Here is a 20888-nt window from a genome sequence, read left to right on the forward strand (position 1 = left end):
TCTTATCCGGCTTTCTGCTTCCGGATGAACTTACCGGAACCGCCCGCCCGCTCAACCACACCGACGGCGGCACTTGCCGCCTTCTCGATTGCCTTCTCTGCTTCCTTATAATCGGGTGCGGTCACTTTTATCCGGTATTTCGGAGCCCCGACGTAGATCAGGTCGATCTCCACGTCGTCAACCTTCGGCTGAGCGCTCCGGAGCGCCCGGCGGATCACGTTGACACCGTCGGGCCGGGCCGACGTCAGGATGAGGTGCCCCGTGATGGTCACCCTGGAGACCTTCACGTTCTCGTGTGCTGTGGAGATGAGCGACTTTTTGACCGGCTCGTCGAGTTTCAGCCGCTCGGCCGCCTCGCCGTTGGTGATGACAATATCTTCGAAGGCCGGGTACAACAGGCCGTATTCGCGGTATATGGCCTCTTCGATGATCGCCCGGTCCGCTCCTGTTGCCTCGGAGACAAACCCGACCCATTTCGCGGCCTTCTGCTCGCTCTTCCACTCGTGGATTTTCTCGCGTCGCTGGTGCTCATTTACGTCTTTTAACGAGAGATCAATGTGGCCGCGGTCAGGGTCCACATTCAGGACTTTACAGACGACCTTCTGTCCTTCTCGTACGTAGTCCCGGATGTGCTTAATCCAGCCCCGCGCTATCTCGGATATGGGTATGAGCCCTCTTCGCCCGTCGTACTCATCCAGGGTAACGAACGCCGCGAAGTCTTTGACGTCGGCGACCGTGCAGACGACGAGTTCTCCTTCTTCGGGCCACTCTCTCTCGTGCATGGACTTACTCACTCAAGTACTGCCAATATTTCAGCCTTGATATCAGCTTTTCCACCGTGGGGCTCTGCAAGGATACGCCCGCAGACACTGCACTCCACAACGGTACTCGCTCTCTCAAAGACTATCTGTTCGTTCTCACAGTCAGGGCACTTTACCCGGAGGAATGTGCTCCTGTTCTCTCTGTTCAGCCGGACCATAATAACCTCACTCCGTAAGTTCAAATTTACCGATCCGGAATCCCGGCCGGAGGTGCGCCTTTCCACAGACCGTACACCGGTACCTGACGTTGATCTTCTTCGTCGGCTTGTCGCCGCCGGGCACTTTGCTGTACTTGCCCATGTTGCCCACGGTGCTTCTGCGCCCCTTCTGGCGGTCGATCCAGTTGAAGTGGCGTACCTTGCCTTTCTTCACCTTCACGACTTCATGAACCTGGTGGTTCCTGCAAAACGGACAGTACGTCTTGAATTTGGACGGCATTTTCATGATAGTAACCTCTATTCAATTGATTCGAGTACCTATATTACTTGTTAAGCCTAATATTTAAGGCTATGTCGTGCTCGCAGAGCACATCCGCATTGTTTTCCGGCAGGGTGACGATATCCCCCTGCTTCAACACGTACGTCCTGCCGTCCACCCCCATGAACGACTCCATATCCGAGCGAATATGCACGAGGGCGTAGGGAGACTGGATGGGACGGGAGGCAGGGGCTCCCGGTCTCTCCGATCCGGAGGCTTCCGGGGCTTCGTCGTCGACCTCATCATTGTCCCGGAGGGCGGCAGCCGCACCGCCACTGCTGAAGGTATACTCCCCCCCATGGACGAGCGTCTCCCGGCACCCCTCGATGGCGTCGATGATCCTCCCGTACATCTCTCGTTCTGCCGGGAGCATCTTCCTGGCCTCTTCCTTATCGAAGTACTGCCCCTCCATCTGCTGGAACGCGAGACCGAGGATCTGCCGGGTCCGGATCGAGAAGATCTCCTGTACGGTCTCGGTGACGCTCCCTATCTCCTCGATGATCAGACTTCCTGCCCGACTCTCCAGGGGGTTTTTCAGGCCGTAATAGTCCGCCTTGAGTTTCTCGACGTATGCCCGGGCATCCTCGTAGAGGCCGGGCTCGATGTCTGAAAGCCGTCCCGAGTGCTGCATGTCAAGCAGCATCTGCCGCAGTTTCTCCAGGAGGTTCGCGGCCATACTCTCATGCACCCCCGCTGATCTCTGCCATGTTCCGGCAGCAGAGGAAGACTGCGAGCGCCTCGGGGACGTTTGCGGACCCGGTTTTGAGCGTGTAGGTGTTCCCGAGCAGGGATGTGGTAAAGTTTGCCTTCATTTCCACCCGCACCTCACGGTCGCCGAAGGCTACCGCGTCCACGAGCGGGTCGAATCCCTCAAGATCCCGGATATCGAGTGGCACGACCCGCATTCCGCTGCCGCCGTGCAGCGACCCCGGCGTCCGGATCAGCCGCTTGATATCGGTCGTGACCGGCTCGTCCGCACGTGCTCCGGCGTCACGGACCCGGTTCTCGAAGTCGGGCGCGGCCGCGATCGCCCGGACAACCCGGTTCTGCAGGAGGTCGCCGGGGTCCTTCACGAGAATGGCGTCGAGATCTGCGGGGAACTCCGCGGCCGTCCGCTTGCTGATGCCTTCAAGCCTCGTAAGATAGGCCGCTGTCTCGGCAGGATTGAGGTCCCGGAGCCAGAGCAGGTGAGATTGGAGGGCATCGATGTAGCGTCGCCGCCATCCGGTCGGGGCGCCCCCCGGAGTAAGCATCACGGCCGGGTCAAGCCCGATGCCGCAGACGTAGTCGACGACCTCGCGCCGCTCCGGGCTCCCCCATCCCCGCACAGCGATATCGGTGACGTGGACGTGGTAGCCGCGTCCCCCGGAGAAGGCGACCCGGATATGGTTCCGCGCAAAGCCGAGCTCGTCGGTCAGCATCTCGATCAGTTTTCCGGTCTCTTCCTTGACCCGCGCAAGCATCATCGCGTAAGGGCCGCGGACGATCTGGTCGGCGTCGAGGTCGAAGATCAGGTCGGCACCGGCCCAGTGCTTATCGTTCATCGTCGGCGCCGAAGGCGTCTGGTAGTAGGCCGTCGAGTAGTAGACGTGGGCGGGAACCAGATTCTTGACGTAGGCGGCAAGTTCCTCGCGGTCCACAAAAGCCATGTGCCGCCGCATCCGGACCTCGGCCGCGGCGTCAAAGAAGACGAACCCCCATTCGCGCTGCTCAAGAGAGGACGGAACGGTGAGGTGCTGCCTCTGGTAATACTCGGCAAACCTCTGTTTCACAAACTCGAGCGTCGCGGGCCTCATGGGAACGTCTTGATCATGTATGGGCCCACTTGTTCATATCCCTGTTTCCTGTAGTAGGGCCGCACCCCGACACCGCTCATCACCGCGAGCCGCCGGTAACCATGATCACGGGCCTCCTCCTCGGCGGCGGAAAGGAGCCTTGCGCCGAAACTGCGGTGCTGCCACTCGTCGGTGCCTGCCTGCGTGCTGAGGGGGACCACGCTCCCGTAGACGTGGAGCTCGCGCAGGAGCGCGGCGCTCGTGAGTTCGTCGCGGAAGGGCCGGTGCGGGAACCGGAGACGGGCGAACCCGACGAGGGCGTCGCCGGTGCCCGCCTGGATAAACCGCTCCTCTCCGCCGCAGGCCCGGTAGGCCAGGGTCGAGACCGCCGCCGCCTCCGGGGCAACCGTCCTCCCCACCTCGCGGCACCGGATGCACCGGCAGCGGAGTCCCTGCTCATGGAGCCGCGCCTCTGCAAGCTGCCGGAAGTTGCTGTGCCGGGAGCCCGCGACGATCAACTTTGCCGGGATGTCCCGCTGGATCCGCTGAAGGCGGACGTACTCCGGGATGAGCGATTTCGCGTAGGCAACGAGGTCGATCAGTTCTTCCTCGGTGTAGGGTAGGTACTCCCCCCGCTCCCAGAGGCTCTCGATCTCTGAGGCCGGTGTCACCAGGGTGGGGTAGATCTTCAGGAAATCCGGCCGAAACCGCGGGTCGCCGAAGAGTTCCTCAAACATCCGCCGGTCGTCCGCCATGCTCGCACCGGGAAGGTTCGGCATCACGTGGAACCCCACCTTCAGCCCGGCGTCGCGCAGGAGGCAGTTTGCCGCGACCGAGTCCGCAACCGTGTGGCCCCGCCGGTTGTAGTCGAGGATCCGGTCGTCGACGTGCTGGATGCCGAGCTCGACCTTCGTCACCCCCATCGCGAGCATCCGGTTGATGTGGTCCTCCCGGCACCAGTCGGGCCTCGTCTCGAAGGTGGTGGCGACGCACCTGACCCTCGATGCCTCGTTTGCGGCAAAGATCGTATCGAGATCGGGATTCTCCTGCGGAAGGCCCACCCGCGGGTAGTCGTTCATCGCCTGCACGGCGGCCGCGACGAACCACTCCTGGTACTCGACCGGGCGGGCGGTCATCGTCCCGCCCATGACGATCAGCTCGGCCTTGTCGACGTGGTGCCCGAGCGCCTCGAACTGCCCGAGGCGGGCCTGTACCTGCTCGTAGGGATCGAATGCGTGCTCTCGTGCCCTGAGCGCCGCGGGCTCCTCTCCCGTGTAACTCTGGGGGGATTTGAAGGGGTGCTCCGGCCCGCCGGGGCAGGGGAGGCACTTCCCGTGGGGGCAGGGGTGGGGCGAGGTCATCACCGCGACGGGCGCCACCCCGGAGAGTGTCCGGGTGGGTTTGACCAGGAGAAGCGGCCGGAGCCGCTCATGCTCCTCCGGGGTAGCTGCGGCGAGAACAGCGGAGTTTTTGGGCATACTGACGCCGTACTCCCGGCAGATCTCAAGTTTAATCTTCTGAATATCGGCGTCCTCGCCAAAAGAAAGGATGCGGGAGATGATCTCCCGGAGCGAATCGGTATCGTTCATCGTTTAGTGTTCGGTTGCAATCCGTTCGGACTGAAAATCGGCGTGATATTCGATGTAGGGGTTGTGATGATCCCTGATGTGGTGGACGATCTCGTCGCCCAGAGTAAGGATAGCTTTTTTATGCGTTACCTTGTTCTTATGGATATGGACGGGTGAGATGTGGAGAGCGTTGTATCGGTCGGTCGCGATGTCTTCGTCGGTCGTGCTTTCATAATACTTCTTAATGTGGACTAACAGCATGTGTAAGTGGAGCAGCTCTTCTTTTTGCACAATATCACCTTGCCTCGAAGAATACTACTGTGCGCTGGTAAATATAATTTGTTGGTGATGTTTTTATATGAATGAGATGCGGGCGGTCGGGGCGTTCGTTGGGCTTGCAATTGGGGATGCTCTGGGCGCGCCCCTGGAAGGCCTTCCGCCGGGTCCGATCGTCGTAACGGAGATGCAAGGGGGCGGAATTCACAACACCCTCCCCGGCCAGTACACCGACGATACCCTGCAGGCGGCAGCTCTTGCAGAGACCCTTCTCCGGTGCGGGAGTTTCGACCCTGAGGACTTCGCCCGGCGCCTGGTTCTGGTGTATCGCGCCAATCCGAAGTTTTTCGGGCCGACGTCACGGGCCGTCCTCGACCTGATCGGGAACGGCCTTGCATCTTCGGTTGCCGCGAGGATGGCGCACAGGGCGTTAGGTCGGAGCAGGAGCAACGGGAGCGTGATGCGCGGGGTCCCGGTCGGCATTTTTTACCCCCCCCGCGAGGTGCGGGAGGTGAGTCTTGCCGCGTCACTGGTCACCCACTTTGACCCTGTCGCCGGTGAGGCCTCGGCGTTCGTCAACCGGATGGTCAGCGGGATCTGCCGCGGGGAAGAGGTGGATGCGGCCTTCGGGCAGGCCCTCGCCGCCTGCCCGGATCCGGAACTCCGTGGAATGCTCGAAGATTACCGGGCATACCCGCCAGAGCCCTCGCTCGATGCCGTCCTCTGCACCCACTGCGCGGTTCGGGTCTTCATGGAGGCCTCATCTTTCCGTGACGCAGTGATCGCGGCAGTCAACCTCGGGGGCGACGCCGATACCGTCGGCGCGATCGTCGGCGGCCTCGCCGGGGCGCGTTTCGGGTATGAGGCGATCCCGGCCTTGTGGCTCGCGGTGCTCCAGGACCGGGAGGAACTCCTGGCCCTTGCCCGGCGGCTCTCTCTCGCGAGCCGGCCGTAGCGTTCCGGGTTACAACTGTCTCATACACGCCCCCTGTCCGTCGCACCTCGGGGAAGTCGTTCTTCGCGAAGAACGCGAAGAGGATTAGCGTGAGCGCCCGAACGGCGGAGGCCACTGGATCCGTGGGATGACCGGCGGTTCGCCTCCCGCACCACAAAAAATGGCTCCGCCTTCAACGAACGACCGTTCGCTGCAGCAGCCTCAGGCCGGCCTCAGTTCCACCAGTTTCAGGGGCCGGCCCCGTTCGCAGACGTCGGGAGCGTTGCCGAGGACCTCCCTGACGACGTACTTCTCCCCCTCGATGATGCCGTCGGGGCGACAGAGCCGGTAACTCCGGCAACCCGTCCTCGGGCAGGAGAACTCGTAACTGACCTTTGAGTTCACAATCGCCATATCGGCACCGATAAGCGCGACGACGGGGGCCTCCACGACGTCGACCGCGACCGCTGCCTCGTGGTGGACCGGGCAGTCGTGCCGTGTGTTCGAGCGGATCCCGACGATCCGATACTTCTTCCCGGACTGCAGGTTATGACAGACTTTCTGCACCTTGCACCCCTCGCATTCGGTGCACGTGCTGCCTTCGTAAACAAACTCAAGTCCAACTCTCGCGAGCATCGCCCCGATCAGCGTCACTTTTGTCTTCTCACTTGCCATTTCTTCTCACTCCCGGTAGAGCATCTTCACGAGGCTCCGTGCCGACTCCGGCGTCAGTCCCATATCCAGTATCGTGAACCGCTCCGGCCGGATTGTCCGGGCGGCGAGGAGCGCCTCTACGGCCGTCTCGTCATCGACCCCGATCTCTGCTGGGGTGGTCGGTGCGCCGATCTTTCGTAACGAGTCACGGATCGCCTTCCAGTCGCCGCCGTGGAGGTACATCGTGATGATTGTCCCGATCCCGCACTTCTCCCCGTGGAGGCCCTTGTTCGGCGCAAACCGGTCCAGGGCGTGGGAGAACTTGTGCTCGCCGCCGCTCGCCGGACGGGACGACCCCGCGATGCTCATCGCGACCCCCGAGGAGACCAGGGCTTTCGTCACGATCCAGGCGCTCTCCTCAGAATGTGGTTTGATGAGATCTGCGTTCCGAAAGAGGATCTCGGCGGTCATCCGGGAGAGCGTCAGGGCGTACTCCGAGATCGGCTCTCCCCTGAGGCGGTGGGAGAGTTCCCAGTCGAGGATTGCGGTGTGGTTCGCTATGATATCCGCACACCCGGATGCGAGCAGCCGGTGGGGCGCCGAGGCGATGATGGCGGTATCGGCGACGACGGCGAGCGGCGGCTCGGCGGCAAGCGATACGTTCCCGTCGGCGGTCGGGACCGACGCCCGCGACGATGCGATACCGTCGTGCGATGCGGCGGTGGGGACGCTGATGAAGTGGCGGTCGGTATTATAAGCAGCGATCTTCGCCGTGTCGATGACCCGCCCCCCTCCGACGCCGATGACGAACCCTGCCTCTGCCGCCGCCGCCTCGGCCTTCTTGATCGTCCCGAGGGGGTCGCCGGCAGCAGCGAACGTCGCAACGTCGTAGGATCCGGAGAGAAGCGCCTCGACCCTCTTCCCGGCAACATCCCGTGTCCGGCCTCCTGAGATGATGAGCACAGACTCGCCCAGAGCGAGGTCTTCACAGACAGCCGGGATCTGCTCGAGAACATCGTGGCCGATGACGACGTCACGAGGGAGCTGCATCCATTTGGACTTGTCGAAGACCTTGGTTCTGAGTAGGTTTATGCCGTCTGCGCTCATTTAGATCAGTAATGATTAGGGAGTTCCTCTACAAATATTACATAGATCCCATTCGTTACGGGCAGGCATATACGCTCGTCGATACGCTGACCTACGCCCTGATCCTCATCGTAGCGGTCTACCTTCTCTACCGGGGGCTCCGGCGGTACAGGATTGCCGTCGACGATGAACTCGTGCTTGCCACCCTGCCCTTCGTCGTCCTCGGCGGGCTCCTCCGTGTCGTCGAGGATACCGGGATGATCACTTCGGATCTGCGGTTCCTCTTGATCACGCCCCTGATCTTCTTTACGATCTTTGCGGTTGCGGCGGTCGCCCTCTTTGCCGGGAAACTTGCGGAGAACGCCGGGCTGGTCTCCCGCTACAGCCGGGTCTACGGGGGGGCGGGCATCGTCGCCTGCCTTCTCGCCGGGGCGGCGCTCGTCTGGTTCGGCCTTGCCGAGACGACGATCGCGCTCGATGTGCTTGTTACCATCCTTGCCCTCGCACTCGTGTCGTCGCTTGCCTTCTGGGCGTTCCTTGTGTACGTGCTGAAGTGGGATTACGCCTCGAATATCCTTTATAAGCTTCTCATCTTCGGGCACATGCTCGATGCGAGCGCGACGAGTTACGGCATCGATATCCACCCCGTCCACTACGTGGAGCAGCACGTTGTGGGTTCGAGCCTGATCGAGTTGACCGGCACCGCGTTCTCTATGTTCCTCCTCAAGATCGCGGTGCTCGTCCCCGCCATATATGTCCTCGAGATGTACCGGCGGGAGGGAAACCCTGAACTCTGGCACCTCATCCTCCTTGCCATGATCGTCGTCGGCATGGCGCCGGGGATACGGGATCTGGTGCGGATGGTGCTCTATGTCTGATCTCCCGGTTGCCCGGACCACGGGCCTTGCGGCTCTTTTCTTTGCCGTCTCGGTCGGCATCGGCGTCGTTGCCGTGACCCGCGACCCGGGCATCGGCGCGGAGGTCCTGGCCCTCTTCAGCGACCGGATCGTGAGCCAGATCCTCTCCGACTCCCCGGCAGTCCTTGCAGGAAAACTGTTCTTAAACAACCTGGCCGCCTGCCTCCTCCTCTTTCTCGGGGGAGCGTCGCTCGGTGTGGTCACGATGCTGATCCTCTCGGTCAACGGGCTCCTGATCGGTGCGGTGACGGAACTCATGCGACAGCAGCAGGGTCTGCTCTTTATCGCGGCGGCGCTCGTGCCGCACGGTATCTTCGAGATCCCCGCCTTCCTCATCGCAGGAGGTCTCGGGCTCCTTCTCGGGCAGGGCCTCATTGCCGAGTGGCACGGACGCGGCGATGCCGCCACCCTGGCAGTGCCTCTCGCCCGCCTCTTTCTCCGGGTCGTCGTCCCGCTCCTCGCGGTTGCCGCGCTCGTAGAGGCATTTATTACGCCGGCAGTCCTAAGTATGATAGCTTAAAAGAGCGGCAGATCATAATTTTTTGAGGTACGAGACGGATGGAAGAAGATACAGGGGCACTTCCCCGGAAAAGTGATTTTTCCCAGTGGTACAACGAAGTTCTCTGGCGAGCCGAGATCATGGACGTCCGCTACCCGGTCAAGGGGCTGTATGTCTGGTACCCCCACGGGTTCGGCATCCGGAAACGTACATACGGGATACTCCGGGACCTGATGGACCGCGACCATGCCGAGACGATGTTCCCTCTCCTGATCCCCAAGACCGAGTTCATGAAGGAGGCCGAGCACATCAAGGGCTTCGAGGACGAGGTCTACTGGGTCACCCACGGCGGCACGAGCGAACTCGACGTGCCGCTTGCTCTCCGGCCCACGAGCGAGACCGCCATCTACCCGATGTACTCCCTCTGGATCCGGTCCCACACGGACCTGCCCTTAAAACTCTACCAGATCGTCAATACCTTCCGCTACGAGACGAAACACACCCGCCCGCTCATCCGCCTCCGGGAGATCACGTCATTTAAGGAGGCGCATACCGTGCACGCGACGTGGGAGGAGGCGGCGGCGCAGGTCGAGGTCGCGCTCGGCCTCTACAAGGAGTTCTACGACCGCCTCCGGGTGCCGGTGATCGTCTCCCGCCGCCCGGATTGGGACAAGTTCCCGGGCGCCGACTACACCATCGCGGTCGACACCATCATGCCCGATGGGAAGACGCTCCAGATAGGGACGGCGCATATGCTCGGCGACCACTTCTCTCGCACCTACGATATCACCTACGAGGACGCGAACGGGGAGCGGCAGCATGCCTACCAGACCTGCTACGGGATCTCCGAGCGGTCGATCGCGGCTGTCATCAGCGTTCACGGCGACGATAAGGGGCTTGTGCTGCCGCCGGAGGTGGCGCCGATCGAGGCCGTCATCGTCCCGATCATCGTCGGAAAACGGCGCGACGAGGTGCTCTCTGCGGCCGCGGCGCTTGAGGAGGAACTCCGGAACGCCGGGTTCGTCGTGAAGCTGGACGACCGGGATATGCGCCCGGGCGCGAAGTACTACCACTGGGAGATGCGCGGCGTGCCGCTCCGAATCGAGATCGGGCCGCGTGATATCGACGCGAACACGGTCGTCGCCGTCACGCGGAGCGGTCGGAAGACCACGCTCGACCGGCGTGGCGTTGTTGAAGGCGTCTCCTCCGTCCTTGCCCAGTTCGGGGAGGAACTCTCGCAGGCGGCGCGGCAGGCGATGGCCGACCGGATCGCCATGGCCGGGACACTCGAAGAGGCCGCCGGAGCGGTGAAGACCGGGGTTGCCGTCGTCCACTGGTGCGGCTCGCAGGAGTGCGCAGAAAAGATAGAGGCGGCGGTGGATGCGAGCATCCTCGGGTCCGAGATCCGGTCGGACCTGATCTCCGTCTCGGACGGTCCGTGCATCGCCTGCGGCGGGAACGGCACGTCCACCCTGGTTGCCCGGACCTACTGATCAGCACGACGGGCAGGTATACGTTCTTTTGTGTTCGGGGGACAAAAGGTCTCCCGACATCATCACTTTTCCTCCCGAGAGGAATATTCTACCGCACTTTGCGCACCGTTTCGGGAGCAGTCGCTCCCAGCGGCTCATCGGAACTTCCAGAGAAAACTGCATCTTCTCCGCATCAGCGGGATTGCACTGGGTGAGCTCCTCATACCGGGAGAGGATCTGCATGACCTGGAGCGGGCTTGCTCCCTCGTTGCAGAACCGTTTAAAGACATAGAATTGAAAGATCATCCACCCAAGATCGGAGCGCTCGAGGGTCTCCTCATACTCGCTGCAGGTTCCGTCGTCTTCGTCGAGGGAGTACCCGCAGAGGGGGCAGCGCCCGCCCACGAGTTCGTCCAGGAAGACCTCTTCGTGGCAGCTGGGACAGGTGGTGTGGGGGGTATGCATTCTGGAAGTCATGGTTATACTGGCCTCATACCTTTTACTCTTCAAGAGACACATGGCGGGGCCGCGTGTCTGCTGAAAGCGTTCCACGCGAGGATGCGCGGTCTCTACGAGTGCTCTGAGGTTTTACTACGTATTGCGCTCGGTGTGCTCTTATACGTGTCGAATGCGGTGATCGGATCTGCGGAGCCCCGGGTGGTTGAGGTTCAGGTTCCCGGGACCGCGGAACACGCTTGCGTCGATGTCTGGAGGCTGTTTGGGGAGCCCGGCGGCTTCTTGCGGTCAGGATGCCGTCTTCGTCGCACGCCCGGCCGACCAGCCCTTCATGCGAACCCGTAATGCCCTTGAATCAACCTTGTTATCCGGAATAAGGCCTCCGACAGGCAGGATGACGTATATTTTTATAGGTTGGCGGGCATTCTGCTTGCATGGCATCGCCAGCAGCATCTGAAGTTTACATCATCGATGCATCGGATCGTTACCGCGCTATTGAAGCGCTCTGGCACGAGATCGGCCCTCTTCCCCTCGATGGGAAGACCGTCGCGGTCAAGGCGAATTTCAACAGCGACGATCCGTTCCCTGCGACGACTCACCCCGATATGCTGGAGGCGGTCCTCGGGCAGGTTCGCGCTGCCGGTGCCGGGACGGTACGGCTCGGGGAGCGGAGCGGGATGGGGGAGACCCGCGCGGTGCTGAAGAACCGGGGCGCCGTCGACGTCGCGGCCCGGACGGGCGCAGAAGTGGTGGCGCTCGACGGTCTCCCGCCGGAGGGGTGGGAGGCGGTCCCACCGGACGGTCTCCACTGGGAGCGGGGGTTCCTGATCGCCCGGCTCTTCCGGGAGGCCGATGTAGTGGTCCAGACCTGCTGCTTAAAGACCCACCGGTTCGGCGGGCACGTCTCCCTCTCCCTGAAGAATCCCGTCGGGGCCGTGGCGAAGAGGGCTCCTGGGAGCGGCTACAACTACATGGCGGAACTGCATTCGTCGCCGCACCAGCGCAGGATGATCGCCGAGATCAACCGGTCCTTTCCCTGCGACGTCGCTATCATGGACGCAACGGAAGGGTTCTCGACCGGGGGCCCCGAGCGGGGCGGCCTCGTCGCGCCGAACGTCATCCTCGCGAGCACCGACCGGATCGCCCTCGACGCCGCGGGGATCGCTCTCCTCCGGCGTTACGGCTCAACACTCGAGGTGATGCAGGGCAGGATCTTTGCGATGGATCCGATAGCCCGGGCAGCGGAGCTCGGCATCGGCGTTCGGTCGGCGGAGGACCTCCGGCTCGTCGCGCTCGACTCCGAGAGCAAAGACCTTGTCCTCGATATGCGGCGGATCCTGGACGAGACCGCGTGAAGATCAGAAGAAGAGGTGGTCGAGCAGGATCCGGAGACCGATGCCGATCAGGATCACCCCGCCGAGGACCTCGACCTTCCTCCCGAAGACCCGGTCGAGCGAACTTCCTATCAGCACGCCGGCGGCGGAGAGGATGAAGGTTACGGCGCCGATCGTGACTGCGGGCCAGAGGATCGGCATATCCAGGACGGCAAACGTGACGCCGACAGCGAGGGCGTCGATGCTTGTCGCAACGGCGAGAAGGAGGAGCGTGGTCATGCTCCCGGCGCCGAACCGGACGTTCTCGTCGTCTCCCCGGACTGCCTCGACGAGCATCTTCCCGCCGATCAGGGTAAGCAGCAGAAAGGCGATCCAGGGTGCCCAGGTCCCGACGAACGAGGTGACGCTCACCCCGCCGAGCCACCCGAGCACCGGCATCCCTGCCTGGAACCCGCCGAAGAGCGCCCCGATGATGAGGGCCCACCGCCCCCGGTCTTCTTGCATCGCGGCCCCTCCACTGATCGAGACGGCAAATGCATCCATCGCGAGTCCGACGGCGATGAGGAGGGTTGTTGCGAACTCCATTGCTTCCATAACATTCCAGCGCGATACCGGATAACGCTATGGTCGACGGTTGTTATATGGCGCCTGAGTGCCCTACCGGTATGGAGAGATGATACGATGAGCACGCAAACGATTGGCCTCATCCAGACGGCGGCGGGCAATGACCCCGACCGCAACCTGGTCCACACCCTTGCAATGGCAAGAGCAGCAATCGCGAAGGGTGTGCGGATCCTCTGCCTGCAGGAACTCTACCGGCTCCCCTACTTCCCGCAGTATGAGGCTACGGACGCCTCTGTCTACGCCGAGACCATACCGGGTCCCTCGACCGAAGCGTTCGCGGCGCTTGCCCGGGAGCACGGCGTGGTGATCGTCGTGCCGCTCTACGAACGGACCGAATCGGGGGAGTACTTCAACGCGGCAGTAGTGATCGATGCCGACGGGCGACTGCTCCCCCCGTACCGGAAGGTGCATATCCCCTACGACCCGCTCTTCTACGAGAAGACCTACTTCCGGCAGGGGGACCGCTACCGGGTCTACGATACCCGGTACGGCCGGATAGCCGTACTCATCTGTTACGACCAGTGGTTCCCGGAGGCCGCGAGGGCGGTCGCCCTGCAGGGCGCTGATATCATCTTCTACCCGACCGCCATCGGCCGGATTGCCGGGGAGGAGCCGCCGGAGGGAGACTGGCGCGAGGCGTGGGAGACGGTGCAGCGGGGCCATGCGATCGCAAACAGCGTCCACGTCGCCGCCGTCAACCGGGTCGGCACCGAGGGGGATATCCGGTTCTTCGGGAGCTCGTTCGTCGCCGACGCTTTCGGGAACGTCCTCGCCCGGGCGAGCGAGACCGACGAAGAGGTGCTCGTCGTCGAGGTCGACCTCGCGAAAAACGAGGCTGTCCGGGAAGGCTGGGGCTTCTTCCGGAACCGGCGGCCTGAGACCTACAAGGTGCTCACCCGGAGGTTTCCGCCGGGTAGAACCCCGCAGGCGCTCGGCTACCGCATGCCGGCGGAGTGGGCGTCGCACGATGCCGTCTGGCTCTCCTGGCCTCATGATCGGGAGACGTTCCCCGACCTTGCCGCGGTGGAGCTTGCCTACGTCGAGATCCTCGCGGCCCTCCGGGGGTCCGAGACTGTCAACCTGCTTGTCACGAGCGAGGCGATGCGCATCCGGATCGAGGCGATGCTGGAGGAGGTTGGTGTCAATCCAGAGGGCATCAGGTTTCACTCCGCCGACTACGCCGACGTCTGGTTCCGGGACTACGGGCCGACGTTCGTGATCAACCCCGAGGCGGGGAGCCTCGCGATGGTGGACTGGACGTTCAACGCCTGGGGGGAGAAGTACCCGGAACTTATGGGGGATACCGGGGTCCCGCTTGTGATGAACCGCGAGATGGACCTCCCCCTCTTCACTCCCGGGATTGTTCTGGAGGGCGGTTCGATCGAGGTGAACGGGTGCGGGACGGTGATCACGACGGAGGCCTGCCTCTTAAACCCGAACCGGAACCCTCGCCTCTCCCGGGGGGATATGGAGGCGTACCTGGAGGCTTACCTCGGCGCCAGTCACGTCATATGGCTCAAACAGGGTATCGCCGGCGACGATACCGACGGCCATATCGACGACATCGCCCGGTTCGTGGACGAGAGAACCGTCCTCTGCGCCGTCGAGGAGAACGAGGACGACGAGAACTATGCCGTCCTGCAGGAGAACCTCGCGATCCTCCAATCGTCGACCGATCAGGACGGCAACCTCCTGACGGTCGTCCCACTCCCGATGCCGGGCAGAGTCGGCGGCGAAGAGCGGCTGCCGGCGAGTTACGCGAACTTCTACATCGGAAACACCGTCGTGCTGGTGCCGGTCTTCGGGCACCCGAACGACGAGGTCGCCGTAGCAAGGATCCAGGGGTTCTTCCCGGACCGGGAGGTCATCGGGATCGACTGCACGGCGATGGTCGAGGGGTTCGGCGCGATCCACTGCATCAGCCAGCAGCAGCCATCCATCGTGCCGCGCGCCACCTTCCCGGGGGGAGAAAGCGCACCGCGAGAGGGATGAACGCGGAGATAACCGTGCTCCACGTCCAGCCGGCGAAGGCAAGCAGGATCGCAATGACGGAGACGGCCGGGACCATCGTCACCCCCCGATTTGCGCGCCGCACGTCGGTCCCGGGATGGACGAGCCGGTCTCTCCCGGCTCCGACTCTCTCCTCCATCTGCAGCAATCTCTTCTGGGAGGGCCGGCCTGATATGGGGTGAGCATCTGCACCGGCAGGGAAGTTACCAGCCGTTGCAGTGGACCCGGTCCTTACGGTAGCGGTCAACCGGCGGAGAGCGTGCGGCCGGGGAGCCGACGGTGACGAGGGCGAAGGGAACGACTGGCCGAAGGGTGCGATGGTTCTATGAACGGAAGTTTGAGCACCGTCAGGTACGAAGAACGCGAAATCCGGCGGATGAATGGTGTAACTCCCCTTCGTGGCTTTGCGGCTCGCACTTCGCGTGAGGGCATGTCACCACCTCTGTATCAGCCATCCGCGCCTTCAGCCACCATCCGGGGCCGACCTTCCCCCCGGCATGGGGCAGAGCGGTGTCGCCTCCTCCGGAAGCATGAGGATCTCGCGGACCCCGCCGTCATCGAACGCCCCGATGGTGACGGTGGCCGGGGCGCCGCCCGCGGGCGTCTGGTTGACGGCCGCGATCTCAAGGGCTGCCCGCCGGTCCCCGTTGCCGACCCGGACGACCTGATGCTTCCCGGGCCGGTAGTCCTGGACGTAGCACCTTCTGGCATGCTCTTCTTCACCGGGGCGGGGCTATGGGTGCCGGGGAGATGAAGCTGTCGGAGCATCCTCCTCCCCAATCGCTTCTTCCGGTGGTTCCTGGCGGCGCTTCTCCCGGCGTTCCCTGACGGACGAGAAGGGGAACTTCACCATCTCCCGGAGACCTCCCGCGGGGGAGAAGTTTCGCATATCACGTCGGACTCCTGAGATGAGTTCGTCGACGACCTCCTGCTCCTTTGCCTCCCCCTCCTCCTGTACCGCCGCGAGGCGGTGGAGGGAGTAGAGCCCGAGGATGAAGGCGAAGAGGAAGAAGAACTCCCATTGTTGCAGGTCGAGGGTGACGAAGACGAGCTCCCGTACCGGGTCTTTCCAGACGAGGGTCCAGATGAGTTCCCGCTCGGCAAAGAAGTCCACGAAGAGGCCGCCGAGGATCGGCGCGACGCCGGCGGCGACCGAGTTTGCAAAGGTGCTCGCCGCAAGGTAACTGGTCGCCTGACCTTGTGGGGCCAGCTTCAGGCCGATGTTTCCCGAGGCGAGCGAGACTCCCGCAAGTGAGATCCCCATCAGGATGTGGATGAGGATGAGAAGCGGGTAGGTCAGGACGTAGATATCCGGGAGCGTGACGAACATCCAGGCGAAGATCGCGAGCATGAAGAGCGGACCGCTCACGGCGAGAACCGACTTGTTGGAGAACCGGTCGGAGACCTGGCCCCACGACCGGTAGAAGACGATGTTCATGACCTGGCTGAGGACGCTGAGAGCGACAACGAGCGAGATATCAAGACCGATCCTCTGCAACATGTAGACCGTAAAGAACGGCGACGCGAGGTTGACGGCGAAGTTCCACGAGCCGAGGAAGATGACCAGGTTCCTGAAGTTGAGGTCCGCAAAAGGCTTCCTGATGGCGGCGAAGAGGCCGTCCTCCCCACCTTCGACGACCATCCGGGGCTCGGGCGTGCGGATGAGGATCACGATCCCGGCGAGACCGGCGATGAGCCCGAGGAGGAAGAGGATAGAGTAGCCGTAGGGTGCAAGGTCCGGGAAGATTGCCTCCCACGAGTCGATGAAGAAACCTGCGACGAGGCTGACGACGAGCGCAACCGCTGTCGAAAGGGTCAGCCGGTGGGAGAAGAAGGCTCCGAGCCGGTCCTGCGGTATGAGGTCCCGCATCCAGGAGTTCCAGCCGCAGTGGGAGACCGCCGAGAAGGATGCGTAGAGAGCTATTGAGAGGATGAGCACGAATATGCCCTGCTCCGGCGAGAGGAAGAACGGTATCAGGATTATGAGTATCCAGCAGAGGCGGGCGGCGAGCGATGCCGCGACGACCACCAGCCTTCTCCTGCGCACCCGCTCGACGATGTAGATGGCGGGCATCTGCAGGAGTTCTGCGAGCGGCGGGATGGCGGCGAGCAGGCCGATGACGGTGTTCGATGCCCCGAGTTGGAGGGCGAACGCTACCAGGAAGATGCCGCCGGTCAGCGTCACCATCGCCTGAGTGGCAAGGCCGTCCCGTATGACGAGTTTTAAGCCGTGACGGACCTCTTCTTCCGTCAGGCTCTCTTTTGCCTCAAAGACCATGCTTTATCCGGGCCTCTCTTTCTGATGCTCACGAACCGTTCACCCCGAGAGATTGCCCGTCGGCAGGGTGCCGGAATATCCGTGGGGGACCTCGCGCGGGCATCAGTTTTCTGGACTTATTGTATAAAAATAGAATTATATTAATGTGTTTGATTAAATCGAGAACCTCCCCGTGGTCCCGTCGGTCATGGCCCCGAAGGGATCGGGGGTATTCGCCGGCAGGGTTCCCCGGAAGGTTTCTCCGGTGCCTCAGCTCCCTGACGACCAGGGTGTTCTGAAGTCGGGATAGAGGGTGAGCCCGCCGTTATAGGCGGCCTCTTCGGACACGAGAAAGGCAAAGACCGCTGCGATCTCTTCTGGCTCCCCTGCGCGGCCCATCGGAATATGTCCCTCCACTTCCGTCTTCTTTTCCGGGTCCTCCGCTCACTCCCGGTTGATCGGGGTGGCGATCGCGCCGGGCGCGACCGCGTTGACCCGGATGCCCTCACTGGAGTACTCGAGTGCAAGTGTCCTCCCGAGAGCCCCGAGCCCTGCCTTGCTCGCGGCGTAAGTGGCATAGAGCGGTTTCGGAACGGCTTCGTGAACGGAGGTGTTGTTGAGGATTACGCCCCCGCCACCACGGTCGAGGAAGTGCCGAACCGCTTCCCGGGCGCAGAAGAACGCACCCCGGAGGTTCACCGCGAGGACCCGGTCGTAAGCATCCGCAGTCATCTCGTGAGTCGGGCTTGCAGTCTGGATGCCTGCGTTGTTGACCAGGATATCAAGCCTCCCCCACGCCGTGAGGACCTCGGCGAAGATGCGTTTGACGTCTTCTTCGCTGGCGACGTCCCCCTGGACCAGCATCTCCCGACAGCCCTTCTCGCGGATGAGGCTGCAGGCATCCCGGGCCTCCTCAAGCGTGATCTCTGCTTCCGTCTCGCTTGCATGTAGTTGATGGCGACGTTTGCGCCTGCTTCCGCGAACCTGATCGCCGTCGCCCGGCCGATGCCGGTCGAGCCGCCGGTAACGAGGACGTTCTTTCCTTCCAATCGTCTCATCTCGCCTCCTGGTGGTCCGGGCAGGGCCGCCCGTCCCCCGGGGGCCAGTGATCCGGGCGGGTAATGAAGATCGCGGCCGGGACTTCACCGCCGCTCCTCGAGGATTTTCCGGACGAGCGCTCTCCGGTCGGGCCTCCCGGCGGTGAGCGCCTGGAAATGCTCTTCGTAGATGGGCCTCTTGACCGAGTAGAACGTCCCGAGCGCGGTCGGCGCATCCCGGTCGTAGTCCCACTCCCTGATCTTTCCTAAAGCGCTCTCGAACCTGCCCGTCTCGACGTCGCCCTCCGCGAGCTCGTAGGCGTGAGCGTTGTAGTAGTCGGTCAGGTTGAAGTAAGTCGCGCAGATCTGGAGGACGTCGACGAACGAGAACCCCCGGTGCATGATCGCCTCCTTGAAGAGGTCTTTTAAGTGCCGGACCTTCTTCGTGTAGCCCCGGGCGATATGTGTGGCCCCGGAAGCGAGCATCACCTCGAGCGGGTTGATCGGGTGCTCGGTGATCCCGCCGGGAGTGGAGCGGCCTTTAAATCCGGTAGGGGACGTCGGTGTGTACTGCCCCGTCGTCAGTCCGTAGACCCGGTTGTCGTGGACGATGACGGTGATGTCGCTGTTCCGTTTTGCCGCGAAGATGAGGTGATCGAGGCCCTCGGCGTAGATGTCCCCGTCCCCGACGTGGCAGATGACCCGCAGATCCGGGTTTCCCATGCGTACTCCCGTCGCCGCCGGGACCGAACGGCCGTGGATGCCGTAGAAACTGTTGACGTTCAGGTAATCGGCTAGTTTCCCGTGGCACCCGATCCCGCCGAGGATGACGAAGTTATCGAGTGGTATCCCCTCCTCAGCCGAGAGCTCCGCGATCGCCGACTTCATCATATGCTGGATCGAGAAGTTGCCGCAGCCGGGGCACCAGGTGTTCTGTGCCGGGCTGATGAGGCTGCCGGCCGGCCGGCCGGGGGGGCTGGTCGGGGTCATGCGAAGACCTCCGCAAGGCGGGCTTTCAGTTCATCGACCGCGAACGGCCGCCCGTCGTACTTCAGGACCGATCGTCCCGGGTCGAATCCGTGCTGCCGGAGGAGGCGGGCAAGCTGTCCCGTGGCGTTGTTCTCGACGCAGGCGACCCTCCCGGCGCCGATCATCGCCTCCTTGAAGGCACGGACGGGGAACGGCGCAAGCACGAGAGGCTGGACGACCCGTGCCCCAAACTTCGCGGCAGCCTCGATGCAGGCCCACTTCTCCGAGCCCCAGCAGACGATCGTCTTCCCGGCGTTCCGTTCACCGTAGGTTCTCACGGTCGGGTAGGCGGTAAGTTCCCGGCTCAGGCTCTCGCCCTTCGCAAGCATCTTCTCGCGCAGCCGTATGGTTTCCTCGACCTCCTCCGTAGTGAACCCGGCCTCGTCGTGGGCGTAACTGTTCACCTTGACGACGGCGCCTTCCCGGCCGGGGAAGGCAAGCGGCGATACCCCGTCTTCGGTCCGGGCATACCGCCGGTACTCGCCCTCGCCCTCCCAGAGCACGGGCTCCCGGTCCGGGTGCGGGGTGACGGCGTTGATATCGAAGGAGTAGGCCCCTTCCGCGAGGGTCTTGTCGGTCAGGATGATCGAGGGGACCTGGTACTTCCATGAGAGCATCAGCGCCGTCGCCGACCAGGCATACGTCTCGTCGAGATCGCCGGGTGCGACGACAAGCCGGGGGAACTCCCCCTGCCCTGCGTTCAGGACGAAGTGGAGTTCGGTCTGGGAGGTGTAGGTGGGGAGGCCGGTGCTCGGCCCCGGACGCTGCCCCATCACGATCGTCACCGGGAGTTCCGCCATCCCGGCAAGGGAGAGGCCTTCTGTCATCAGGCAAAACCCGCCGCCCGAGGTCCCGACCGCGGCCTTCTCGCCGGCATAGGCGAGGCCGAGGGCCATCATGATGACGCTGATCTCGTTTTCGGGGTGGAGGACCTTGATCGAGAGGTCTTCTGCATGGTTGGCGAGGTAGTGAAGGATGTTCGAGGTCGGGGTCATCGGGTAGGCGACGTAGGACTCAAGCCCGCCGTGAACGAGCCCGAGCCCGGTGACCTCGTTCCCCGTCAGGACCGGGAGTGCCGGAGCGCCGAGCGGCTCGACGGAGAAGACATGATCCACGGCGTCGTAGCCCCGTCCGGCGACCCGGAGGTTGGCATCCAGGTGCTTTGCGGGGACGCTCTCGCGGAGAACGTCCTCGAGAACCTCCCGGCCGATCCCCGCGACCCGCGCAAGCGCCCCGAGCATCGCGGAGTTCCCGGTGATCGGGGGCGCCTTCTCCTCCTTGAGGATCGCATCGAGCGGGAGGCCGTAACCGTCGCCCCTCGTGACCTGGGAGGCGTCGTAAATGACGGTCGTCCCATCGTGGATCCTCTGCCGGTGGTTATCGATGCTGTTCTGGTCGAAGGCGAGGAGGACGTCGACCGGGGTGCGGTGCGCCCCTATCGATCTGCCCGCGGCCCGGATGATCGCGAAGTTGTGCCCGCCCCGGATAAGGGAAGGATAATCGAAGTACATGTAGGTGCGGTAGCCGAGGCGGGAGAAGAGGGCGGCAATCGAGAGGCCTGCCGTATTGATACCCTCGCCGGCCTTCCCGCCGATCAGCACGGAGTATTCGCCCATGGTCATCAGGCGTGCCGTTGCCCGCCTGCCGGTATATAGGTTGTGT

The 20888-nt window shown here is 63.1% G+C and carries 22 protein-coding genes and 1 pseudogene; 8 read left to right on the forward strand and 15 right to left on the reverse strand.

Translation table 11 applies throughout. The annotated features are described in order from the left end of the window. Positions 1-2: 2 nt before the first annotated feature. From BRA49_RS12345 to BRA49_RS12375, 7 genes are read right to left on the reverse strand one after another with little or no spacing between them, the layout of a single operon-like run. The gene (locus tag BRA49_RS12345; protein WP_292386401.1) at positions 3-782 is read right to left on the reverse strand and encodes a translation initiation factor IF-2 subunit alpha; all 780 of its coding nucleotides are present in this window, start codon (positions 780-782) and stop codon (positions 3-5) included. 8 nt (positions 783-790) lie between these two features. Further along, positions 791-979 carry a 30S ribosomal protein S27e gene (locus tag BRA49_RS12350; RefSeq protein WP_292386402.1) on the reverse strand — a complete coding sequence of 63 codons (189 nt, stop codon included), beginning with the start codon at positions 977-979 and terminating at the stop codon, positions 791-793. 7 nt (positions 980-986) lie between these two features. Next, positions 987-1265 carry a 50S ribosomal protein L44e gene (locus tag BRA49_RS12355; RefSeq protein ID WP_292386403.1) on the reverse strand — a complete coding sequence of 93 codons (279 nt, stop codon included), beginning with the start codon at positions 1263-1265 and terminating at the stop codon, positions 987-989. Positions 1266-1302: 37 nt separating this feature from the next. After that, the gene (locus BRA49_RS12360; protein ID WP_292386404.1) at positions 1303-1974 is read right to left on the reverse strand and encodes a hypothetical protein; all 672 of its coding nucleotides are present in this window, start codon (positions 1972-1974) and stop codon (positions 1303-1305) included. Positions 1975-1978: 4 nt separating this feature from the next. Next, positions 1979-3094 carry a DNA primase small subunit PriS gene (locus tag BRA49_RS12365; protein ID WP_292386405.1) on the reverse strand — a complete coding sequence of 372 codons (1116 nt, stop codon included), beginning with the start codon at positions 3092-3094 and terminating at the stop codon, positions 1979-1981. Further along, positions 3091-4662, reverse strand: coding sequence for a tRNA uridine(34) 5-carboxymethylaminomethyl modification radical SAM/GNAT enzyme Elp3 (locus BRA49_RS12370; protein WP_292386407.1), 1572 nt, complete (start codon positions 4660-4662; stop codon positions 3091-3093). The genes BRA49_RS12365 and BRA49_RS12370 overlap by 4 nt, the downstream gene beginning before the upstream one ends. 3 nt (positions 4663-4665) lie before the next feature. After that, positions 4666-4932, reverse strand: a complete 267-nt coding sequence (locus BRA49_RS12375; protein ID WP_292386408.1) for a UPF0058 family protein — start codon at positions 4930-4932, stop codon at positions 4666-4668. A 67-nt stretch (positions 4933-4999) separates the two neighbouring features. Between BRA49_RS12375 and BRA49_RS12380 the strand changes: the two genes are divergently transcribed. After that, positions 5000-5872: an ADP-ribosylglycohydrolase family protein gene (locus tag BRA49_RS12380; RefSeq protein ID WP_292386409.1), complete on the forward strand. Its 873-nt coding sequence runs from the start codon at positions 5000-5002 to the stop codon at positions 5870-5872. Positions 5873-6073: 201 nt separating this feature from the next. Here the strand turns inward: BRA49_RS12380 and BRA49_RS12385 are convergent, their stop codons facing one another. Beyond that, the gene (locus tag BRA49_RS12385) at positions 6074-6526 is read right to left on the reverse strand and encodes a UPF0179 family protein (RefSeq protein ID WP_292386410.1); all 453 of its coding nucleotides are present in this window, start codon (positions 6524-6526) and stop codon (positions 6074-6076) included. A 6-nt stretch (positions 6527-6532) separates the two neighbouring features. Next, entirely contained in the window at positions 6533-7612 is a 1080-nt protein-coding gene (locus tag BRA49_RS12390) for an NAD(P)-dependent glycerol-1-phosphate dehydrogenase (protein ID WP_292386411.1), read from the reverse strand. An 11-nt stretch (positions 7613-7623) separates the two neighbouring features. On the opposite strand from BRA49_RS12390, the gene BRA49_RS12395 reads away from it, so the two are divergent. Genes BRA49_RS12395 through proS form a run of 3 tightly spaced genes read left to right on the forward strand, consistent with a single transcriptional unit; the run spans position 7624 to position 10500 of the window. Continuing rightward, the gene (locus BRA49_RS12395) at positions 7624-8469 is read left to right on the forward strand and encodes a DUF63 family protein (RefSeq protein WP_292386414.1); all 846 of its coding nucleotides are present in this window, start codon (positions 7624-7626) and stop codon (positions 8467-8469) included. Beyond that, positions 8462-9028 carry a stage II sporulation protein M gene (locus tag BRA49_RS12400; RefSeq protein WP_292386416.1) on the forward strand — a complete coding sequence of 189 codons (567 nt, stop codon included), beginning with the start codon at positions 8462-8464 and terminating at the stop codon, positions 9026-9028. The genes BRA49_RS12395 and BRA49_RS12400 overlap by 8 nt, the downstream gene beginning before the upstream one ends. 38 nt (positions 9029-9066) lie before the next feature. Next, positions 9067-10500, forward strand: coding sequence for a proline--tRNA ligase (gene proS, locus BRA49_RS12405; protein WP_292386418.1), 1434 nt, complete (start codon positions 9067-9069; stop codon positions 10498-10500). Here proS and BRA49_RS12410 read toward each other — a convergent pair whose 3' ends face one another. Next, positions 10501-10956: a hypothetical protein gene (locus tag BRA49_RS12410; RefSeq protein ID WP_292386420.1), complete on the reverse strand. Its 456-nt coding sequence runs from the start codon at positions 10954-10956 to the stop codon at positions 10501-10503. Between the two features lie 413 nt (positions 10957-11369). Between BRA49_RS12410 and BRA49_RS12415 the strand changes: the two genes are divergently transcribed. After that, positions 11370-12290, forward strand: coding sequence for a DUF362 domain-containing protein (locus BRA49_RS12415; RefSeq protein ID WP_292386422.1), 921 nt, complete (start codon positions 11370-11372; stop codon positions 12288-12290). Positions 12291-12293: 3 nt separating this feature from the next. Here BRA49_RS12415 and BRA49_RS12420 read toward each other — a convergent pair whose 3' ends face one another. Beyond that, on the reverse strand, positions 12294-12854 hold the full coding sequence (locus tag BRA49_RS12420; RefSeq protein ID WP_292386424.1) for a manganese efflux pump MntP family protein: 561 nt from the start codon (positions 12852-12854) through the stop codon (positions 12294-12296). Positions 12855-12950: 96 nt separating this feature from the next. Here BRA49_RS12420 and BRA49_RS12425 point away from each other — a divergent pair, with 96 nt between their 5' ends. From BRA49_RS12425 to BRA49_RS12435, 3 genes are all read left to right on the forward strand, one after another. After that, positions 12951-14885, forward strand: coding sequence for an agmatine deiminase family protein (locus BRA49_RS12425; RefSeq protein WP_292386426.1), 1935 nt, complete (start codon positions 12951-12953; stop codon positions 14883-14885). After that, complete coding sequence (locus BRA49_RS12430; protein WP_292386428.1) at positions 14882-15085, forward strand: hypothetical protein; 204 nt, start codon at positions 14882-14884, stop codon at positions 15083-15085. The genes BRA49_RS12425 and BRA49_RS12430 overlap by 4 nt, the downstream gene beginning before the upstream one ends. Before the next feature lie 248 nt (positions 15086-15333). Beyond that, positions 15334-15657, forward strand: coding sequence for a hypothetical protein (locus BRA49_RS12435; RefSeq protein WP_292386429.1), 324 nt, complete (start codon positions 15334-15336; stop codon positions 15655-15657). Here BRA49_RS12435 and BRA49_RS12440 read toward each other — a convergent pair. The 4 genes and pseudogenes from BRA49_RS12440 to BRA49_RS12455 all read right to left on the reverse strand — a co-directional run bounded on the left by BRA49_RS12440 (position 15637) and on the right by BRA49_RS12455 (position 20848). Then, positions 15637-17181 (reverse strand): MFS transporter, encoded by a 1545-nt coding sequence (locus BRA49_RS12440; RefSeq protein ID WP_292386432.1) that lies wholly within the window; start codon positions 17179-17181, stop codon positions 15637-15639. The two genes, BRA49_RS12435 and BRA49_RS12440, sit on opposite strands and share 21 nt — an antisense overlap. A gap of 249 nt (positions 17182-17430) precedes the next feature. Continuing rightward, positions 17431-18024 (reverse strand): annotated as a pseudogene (locus BRA49_RS12445) (SDR family oxidoreductase). Between the two features lie 278 nt (positions 18025-18302). After that, positions 18303-19187 (reverse strand): thiamine pyrophosphate-dependent enzyme, encoded by an 885-nt coding sequence (locus BRA49_RS12450; protein ID WP_292386434.1) that lies wholly within the window; start codon positions 19185-19187, stop codon positions 18303-18305. After that, positions 19184-20848 (reverse strand): 2-oxoacid:acceptor oxidoreductase subunit alpha, encoded by a 1665-nt coding sequence (locus BRA49_RS12455; RefSeq protein ID WP_292386436.1) that lies wholly within the window; start codon positions 20846-20848, stop codon positions 19184-19186. Before BRA49_RS12455 ends, BRA49_RS12450 begins: the two co-directional genes overlap by 4 nt. Positions 20849-20888 lie beyond the last annotated feature (40 nt).

Origin of the sequence: Methanoculleus sp. UBA430, from assembly GCF_002506585.1 — an archaeon.
Taxonomy (GTDB): Archaea; Halobacteriota; Methanomicrobia; order Methanomicrobiales; family Methanoculleaceae; genus Methanoculleus.